Origin of the sequence: Micromonospora sp., assembly GCF_048594385.1 — a bacterium.
Taxonomy (GTDB): Bacteria; Actinomycetota; Actinomycetes; order Mycobacteriales; family Micromonosporaceae; genus Micromonospora; species Micromonospora wenchangensis.
In genome coordinates, this window is sequence record NZ_JBMDWU010000093.1 from 1 (window position 1) to 7,859 (window position 7,859).

The window sequence follows — 7,859 nt, forward strand, 5'->3', positions numbered from 1 at the left end:
GGCCCGCAGCGGCTGGCCGGCCGCGGCGGGCGCGGCGGGGGCCGGGTCGAGCACCAGTTTCGGCTGCTCGAAGCGGCCCCGGGCGACGGCTGCGGTCACCCCCGCCATGGCCAGTGGGCTGACCACGGTGGTGCCCTGACCGATCGCGGCGGCGGCCTGCTCGGTCGGCCCGCCGCCGGTGGAGACCTTGCCGGTGAAGACGTCGGCGCCGAGGTCCCACGAGCCCTCCAACCCGAGGGTACGACCGGTGGCGGCCAGCCCGTCCGGACCGAGCTGCGGGGCCAGCGCCACGAACGCGGTGTTGCAGGACTTCGCGAAGTCGGTACGGAACGGCACCTTGCCCAGCACGAAGTCGTCGGAGTTCTTGAACGGGCGGCCGTCCACCACGCGGGTCTTCGGGCAGTCGACGGTGGTCTGCGGGGTCACCGCGCCCTTGTCCAGCAGGGCCAGGGCGCTGACCGTCTTGAACGTGGAGCCCGGTGGCACCTGGGCGGTGAAGGCCAGGTTCTCCCCGGCCGCCCCGGGGCCGTTGGCGGCGGCGAGCACCGCACCGTCGCTGACCCGTACCGCCACCAGGGCGGAGCGTCGCTTCTCGCCCCGCAACGCGCCGTCGGCGGCGTTCTGGGTGGCCACGTCGAGGCTGGTGCGGACCGGCTGGCCGGGGCCCGGCTCCTGCCGGAACGCCTCGGTGACGACGGTGCTGCCGCCCTCGGGCGCGGGCCGGCGGATCTCCACGGTGGTGCCGGGAGCACCGCGCAGCCGCTCGTCGTAGCGGCCCTGGAGGCCGCCGTGGCCGACCAGGTCGCCCTTGGCGTACCGGTCGGGGTGGGCGGCGAGGTCGTCGGCCTGCGCCGGGTCGACCGTGCCGAGCAGGGCACGGGCGAACTCCCGGGTCGGTGCCAGGTCGAGCTTCTCGGACCGGAACTTCGTCCCCGGCAGGTCGTAGATCCGGGAACGGATCTGCCGGTACGCCTCGTCCCGCAACGTCACGACCTCGACGAACGCGTCCGGGTCGGCGTCGCGGAGCCGCTGCGGCAGGTCGGCGAGGTCGACCGGGGGGCTGATCGGCGGCCGGACCGCCCGGAACGCCGCGTCGAGCCGCCCCACCAGCGCCGCGACGTCCGGGATCTCGCCGGGTTGCAGTCCGATCCGGACCACCGGCCGGGGCGTCACGATCGGCTGTCCCGCGCCGTCCAGCAACCCGGCCCGGGGTGCGGCGGTCCGCCGCAGCGTCAACCGGTCGCCCTTGGTCAGTTGCTCGTGCAGCACCTGCGGTTCCCAGATCACCTGCCACTTGTCGTCGCCGGAGTTCTGCCGCAACCGCAGCGGCCGCTGGTAGGCCCAGGCCGCCCCGCCCGGCAGCGTCCACCGGATGTCGACGGTGGTGGTGGCGAGGTTCTTGGTGACCTCGGCCTCCCCGACGCGCCGCAGGGCGGGTGGGGTGGCGGCGAGGTCGCCGGAGAGGGCCTTGATCTCCTCGACGACGGTGCCGGCGGGCACTCTCGCCCCGGTCGGGTCGACGAAGCCCACGGTGTCCAGTTTGCCGGAACGCCAGCCGGCGAGGAACGCGTCCGCGCTGCCCGTCAGCCCGTCGTCGGCGGAGCAGCCGACGAGGGCGCCGGCCGCCAGCACGGTGGCGGTCAGGGCCGCGAGCCCCCGTCGCAGGGGCGTGCCGGGGCGGCGGTAGGGGTACGACAGGGGCATGGAGCTGCACCTTCCGGACGGCGGGCTGCCCTGCACGCTAGTACGCCGTCGCCGCCCGTACCGCCCCGTGCGGTCGCCGGGGCCGTCCGGCCAGGCCGTACGTCGGCGTGGCCCGGTCGCCGGCCGGGGTCGGTCGGGCCCGGCGGGCCGCCCGAAGTGGTGGACCCGGAGGTGTGATGAACATCCCGAGGCGGGGTACTCGACACCCGGCCGATCGTGCATCTGCCACGGATGCCAGGCCAGAGTCCCGAACCGGACGTCCCACCGGTGGTCCACCGGCCGAGGCACGAAGCGGCAGGGCCTAAGGTGGGGCGGCAGAGTGACCCACAACGCGGTGGGTCGTCGAGGGGAGTGGCACCGATGGACCGGCGTCCGGCGATCAAACCGGTACCCGACCTCCGGCAGAGCGACACCGGCCGGGACGACAGCTTCGATTCGGCGACCGACGGGGACAGCCCGCCGATCGACGGGGACGGCTACGGCCGACTCGACAGCGGCGTGACCGGGATGACCGGTTCGAGCATCGACACCCTCTACGACCTGGGCCTTCCGGTGGAGGCGCTCGGTGAGGACGTGGAGGACGCCGAGCTCGACGAGCCGGTGCCCAACGCGGAGCGCCTGGTGGCGCAGGCGGTGGCGCTGGCCGGTGACGACCACGACGCGGCGACCCTGGTGGGCCGGTTCTGGCGGTTCGCGCCGGACGAGGAGCTGATCGGGTTCACCGCCGAGGAGATGCTCGACGCGGCGCGGGCGCACCGGGACCTGGCCCAGCAGCGGGTGCCGGGCGAGCTGAAGTTGCGCATCCTGCCCCCCGACGCCGACCAGCACCACACCGTCGTCGAGATCGTCACCGACGACATGCCGTTCCTGGTCGACTCGGTGACCGCGCTGCTCAACGCCCACCACCTCGACGTACACCTGCTGGTGCACCCGCTGGTGGTGGTCCGGCGGGAGCCGCTGGGCCGGCTGACCGAGGTCTCCGCCGACGTGGAGCCGGACGACGCGATCGCCGGTGACCTGGTGGAGAGCTGGATGCGGATCGAGATCGATCCGGTCCGCGACGCCGACCAGCGGGACCAGTTGCGCCGCGAGTTGCAGCGGGTGCTCACCGACGTGCGGGAGGCCGTCGAGGACTGGCCGAAGATGCGCCAGCGGGCCCTGGCGCTCGCCGACGAGTTGGCCTCGGCCCGGACGGCGGACGACCGCCCGCCGGTGCCGGAGAAGGACATCACCGACTCGGTGGAGCTGCTGCGGTGGCTCGCCCACGACCACTTCACCTTCCTCGGCTACCGGGAGTACCGGCTGGTCGACTCCGGGGGCCAGGGCGGCCCGGCGTTGGAGGCGGTGCTCGGCACCGGGCTGGGCATCCTGCGGTCGGATTCGCCTGAGGCGCGGGCGCTGTCGTCGATGACGCCCGAGGCGCACGAGAAGGTGATGGAGAAGCGGCTGCTGATCATCACCAAGGCGAACTCGCGGGCCACCGTGCACCGCTCGGCCTACCTGGACTACATCGGCTTCAAGATCTTCGACTCGACCGGTGCGGTGGTCGGCGAACGGCGGTTCCTCGGCCTGTTCTCCACCGCGGCGTACCGGACCAGCGTGCGGGAGCTGCCGGTGGTCCGCCGCAAGGTGGCCGAGGTGCTGGACCGCTCCGGGTTGAGCCAGCGCAGCCACTCCGGCAAGGACCTGCTCCAGATCCTGGAGACCTATCCGCGCGACGAGCTGTTCCAGATCAAGACCGACGACCTGTACCACGCGGTGACCGGCGTACTGCGGATGGCCGGCCGGCGGCAGCTGCGGGTGTTCCTGCGCCGCGACGCGTACGGGCGGTTCATCTCGTGCCTGATCTACCTGCCCCGCGACCGGTTCACCACCCAGAACCGGCTGCGCATGCAGGACATCCTGCTGCGGGAGCTGAACGGGGTCGGGGTGGACTACACCACCCGTGTCACCGAGTCGATGCTGGCCCGGGTGCACTTCATCGTCCGGACCGACCCGAACAACCCGCCCGGTGACATCGACGCCGACCTGCTCGCCGAGGAGTTGGCCGACGCCACCCGGCTCTGGGACGACGACTACCGGCTGGTGCTCGAACGCAAGCTCGGCGACGAACAGTCCAAGCGCCTGTTCACCAGGTACGCCGACGCGTTCCCGGAGGGCTACAAGGACACCCACACGCCGTACGAGGCGATGAAGGACCTCGCCAAGCTGGAGCTGCTGGAGGAACCCGGCCAGCTGGAGATGCACCTGTTCCGCAAGCAGTGGGCGCCCCGGGCCGGGCAGCCGGCCGACGAGGCGATGGACGTCCGGTTCAAGGTCTACCGCTACGGCGAGCCGATGATGCTCTCCGCCGTGCTGCCGGTGCTGCACTCGCTGGGCGTCCGGGTGGTCGACGAGCACCCGTACGAGGTGGACCGGATCGACGGACGGGTCTTCCTGTACGACTTCGGGCTGCGCCTGCCGGAGGGCCACCAGGAGCTGGCCGAGGTGCGCCCGCACGTGGAGAACGCGTTCGCCGCCGCCTGGCGGGGCGAGGCCGAGGTGGACGGCTTCAACGAGCTGGTCCTGCGCGGCGGCCTCACCTGGCGGCAGGTGGTGGTGCTGCGGGCGTACGCGAAGTACCTGCGGCAGACCGGGGCGGTCTTCTCCCAGGAGTACATGGAGCAGACCTTCATCGCGTACCCGCGGATCGCGGCGCTGCTGGTGGAACTGTTCGAGGCGCGGTTCGCCCCGGACGGGCGCGAGGCGGAGCAGCGCCGGGAACGCAGCGGCGAACTGGTCGACGCGATCGGTGTCGCCCTGGACGACGTGGCCAGCCTCGACCAGGACCGCATCCTGCGCGCCTACCTGACGCTGATCCAGGCCACCCTGCGGACCAGCTTCTACCAGAAGCGCACCGACGGGCGGCCCAAGCCGTACGTGGCGTTCAAGCTGGACCCGCAGGCCATCCCGGACCTGCCGGCGCCCCGGCCCAAGTTCGAGATCTTCGTGTACTCGCCCCGGTTCGAGGGCGTGCACCTGCGCTACGGGCCGGTGGCCCGGGGCGGGCTGCGCTGGTCCGACCGGCGGGAGGACTTCCGCACCGAGGTGCTCGGCCTGGTCAAGGCGCAGATGGTGAAGAACGCCGTGATCGTGCCGGTCGGCGCCAAGGGCGGCTTCGTGCTCAAGCAGAAGCCGGGGGACCGGGACGAGGCCGTCGCCTGCTACCAGGAGTTCGTGGGGGCGATGCTCGACGTCACCGACAACATCGTCTCCGGTGACATCGTGCCGCCGGTGGACGTGGTGCGGCACGACCCCGACGACCCGTACCTGGTGGTCGCGGCGGACAAGGGCACCGCCACGTTCTCCGACATCGCCAACCAGATCTCGGCGGCGCACGGCTTCTGGCTGGGCGACGCGTTCGCCTCCGGCGGTTCCGCCGGCTACGACCACAAGAAGATGGGCATCACCGCCCGGGGCGCCTGGGAGTCGGTCAAGCGGCACTTCCGCGAGCTGGGCCACGACACCCAGACGGCCGACTTCACCGTGGTCGGCGTCGGCGACATGTCCGGCGACGTGTTCGGCAACGGGATGCTGCTCTCCGAACACATCCGGCTGGTGGCCGCGTTCGACCACCGGCACATCTTCCTCGACCCGGACCCGGACGCCGCCACCTCCTTCCGGGAACGTCAGCGGCTGTTCGGGCTGCCCCAGTCGTCCTGGGAGGACTACGACCCGAAGCTGATCTCCGAAGGCGGCGGGATCTTCCCGCGCGGGGCCAAGTCGATCCCGATCACCCCGCAGGTGCGGGCGGCCATCGGCCTGGCCGACGACGTCACCCAGCTCAGCCCGCCGGAGCTGATGAAGGCGATCCTCACCGCACCGGTGGACCTGTTCTGGAACGGCGGCATCGGCACCTACGTGAAGGCGTCCAGCCAGACCAACGCCGAGGTCGGCGACAAGTCCAACGACGCGATCCGGGTGGACGGCAAGAACCTGCGCTGCCGGGTCGTCGGCGAGGGCGGCAACCTGGGTTGCACCCAGCTCGGCCGGATCGAGTACGCGCAGACCGGCGGCCGGATCTACACCGACTTCATCGACAACGCGGCCGGGGTGGACTGCTCCGACCACGAGGTGAACATCAAGATCCTGCTGAACACGGCGGTCGCCGACGGCGCGCTGGACGTGCCGGCCCGCGACGAACTGCTCGCCCAGATGACCGACGAGGTAGCCGAGCTGGTGCTGCGGGACAACTACGACCAGGCACGGGCGATCAACAACTCGCAGGCCCAGGCCGCCTCGCTGCTGCCGGTGCACCGTCGGATGATCAGCGAACTGGAGCGGGCCGGCCAGCTCGACCGGGCGCTGGAGGCGCTGCCCCCGGACGAGGAGCTGGCGGTACGCACCGAGTCCGGGCTCACCGCGCCGGAGTTCGCGGTGCTGCTCGCGTACGTCAAGATCGTGCTGGAGCGGGAGATCCTGGCCGAGGGGCTCGCGGACGAGGAGTGGACGACCGACGTCCTGGTCAACTACTTCCCGACGCCGATGCGCGAGCGGTTCGCCGACCGGATGGCCCGGCACCGGCTGCGCCGGGACATCGTCACCACGGTCCTGGTCAACGAGGCGATCAACCGGGGCGGCATCTCGTTCGTCTTCCGGGTCGTCGAGGAGACGGCCGCGTCGGCGGCCGACGTGATCCGGGCGTACGTGGTGGTCCGGGAGGTCTTCGGGCTGCGCGAGCTGTGGGACGCGGTCGAGGCGCTGGACAACCAGGTTCCGCCGGAGTTGCAGACCAGCGTCTACCTGGACACCCGCCGGCTGCTCGACCGGGCCGTCCGGTGGCTGGTGACCAACCGGCGGTCCCCGATCGACGTGCCGGCCGAGATCGAGCGGCTCCGCGACGGGGTGGCCCGGCTGCTGCCCGACCTGCAGGACCGGTTCCACGGCAGCGAGCGGGAGTCGTTGCAGGAGCACATCGACGCGATGACCGCCCGGGGGCTGCCGGCCGAGCTGGCCGGACGGGCGACCCGGCTGATGTACAGCTTCGGTCTGCTGGACGTGGTGGAGACGGCGCGGACCAGTGGCCGCGACGTCGGCGAGGTGGCCTCGGTCTACTTCGTGCTCTCCGACCGGTTCCGGGTCGACTCGCTGCTGTCGAAGATCTCCCTGCTGCCGCGCGAGGACCGCTGGCAGACGCTGGCCCGGATGGCGCTGCGCTACGACCTGTACGCCGCACTGGCCGCGCTGACCGGCGAGGTGCTCGACTCCACCTCCGGTGACCTGCCGCCGCAGGAGCGGGTGCTCCAGTGGGAGCAGTCGAACGCCACCTCGATCCACCGGGCGCACCGGGCGATGGGGGAGTTCGACGAGTCGCGGGCGGATCTCGCCTCGCTCTCGGTGCTGCTGCGGCAGATCCGTACCCTGGTGCGGACGTCCGCCGCCGCCTGACCGAACGCCGACCGCGCCCGGGGCGGGACCTCCGCCACGGGCGCGGTCGTGCGGTGACCGGGCCGGCTCAGGACGTCAGCGTGGCGAAGACGATCACGTTGTCCTGGTAGCTGCCGGCGGCCTGGTCGAACTGGCCGCCGCAGGTCACCACCCGCAGCCCGGGACGGTCGTTCGGGCCGTACACCAGGTCGGTGGGGAACTGCGTCTTCGGGTAGGACCGCACCTCGTCGACGGTGAACGTGGCGGTGCTGCCGTCGGCCCGCGCCACCGCGACGGTGTCGCCGGGCAGGAGCGAGCCGAGCTGGAAGAAGACCGCCGGTCCGAGCTGCGCCGAGTCGACGTGCCCGACGATCACCGCGTTGCCGGTCTCGCCGGGGCTGACGCCCGGCTCGTACCAGCCGGCCTGTTGGGCCTGGTCCAGCGGGGGCACCTGGACCGTGCCGTCCGGGTTGGTGCCCAGCGGCATGATCCCCGCGTTGACCCCGATCCTGGGGATCACGATCGAGGTGGGGGCGGAGCGGGGCAGCGGGTCGGGGCCCGGCGGCACGCTCGCGTCGGCGGGGACCTGCGCGTCCGGGTCGTCGACCGGCCCGGTGTCCCCGGCCGGGGTGTCCGTGGGGGCGTTCTGCGGCGCGGCCTGGGCCGCCGGCTGCGGCGGACGGGGCGGGGGCGTGGTCCGGATGGAGGCGCCGATCATGCCGGAGCCGGCCATGGCGAGGAGGACGACG

At 72.4% G+C, this 7,859-nt stretch carries 3 protein-coding genes; 1 reads left to right on the forward strand and 2 read right to left on the reverse strand.

What is annotated here, in order from left to right:
• The coding region (locus ACOJTC_RS04200; RefSeq protein ID WP_420115827.1) for a penicillin-binding transpeptidase domain-containing protein at positions 1 to 1,704 on the reverse strand (1,704 nt) is incomplete at its 3' end.
• A gap of 360 nt (positions 1,705 to 2,064) precedes the next feature.
• Here ACOJTC_RS04200 and ACOJTC_RS04205 point away from each other — a divergent pair.
• Positions 2,065 to 7,131, forward strand: a complete 5,067-nt coding sequence (locus tag ACOJTC_RS04205; protein ID WP_420115828.1) for an NAD-glutamate dehydrogenase — start codon at positions 2,065 to 2,067, stop codon at positions 7,129 to 7,131.
• 67 nt (positions 7,132 to 7,198) lie between these two features.
• Here the strand turns inward: ACOJTC_RS04205 and ACOJTC_RS04210 are convergent.
• The coding region (locus ACOJTC_RS04210; protein ID WP_420115829.1) for a class F sortase at positions 7,199 to 7,859 on the reverse strand (661 nt) is incomplete at its 5' end.

Coding starts and splice junctions, on each gene's coding strand:
- ACOJTC_RS04205 (WP_420115828.1), top strand. CDS start 2,065: ATGGACCGGCGTCCGGCGATCAAACCGGTACCCGACCTCCGGCAGAGC.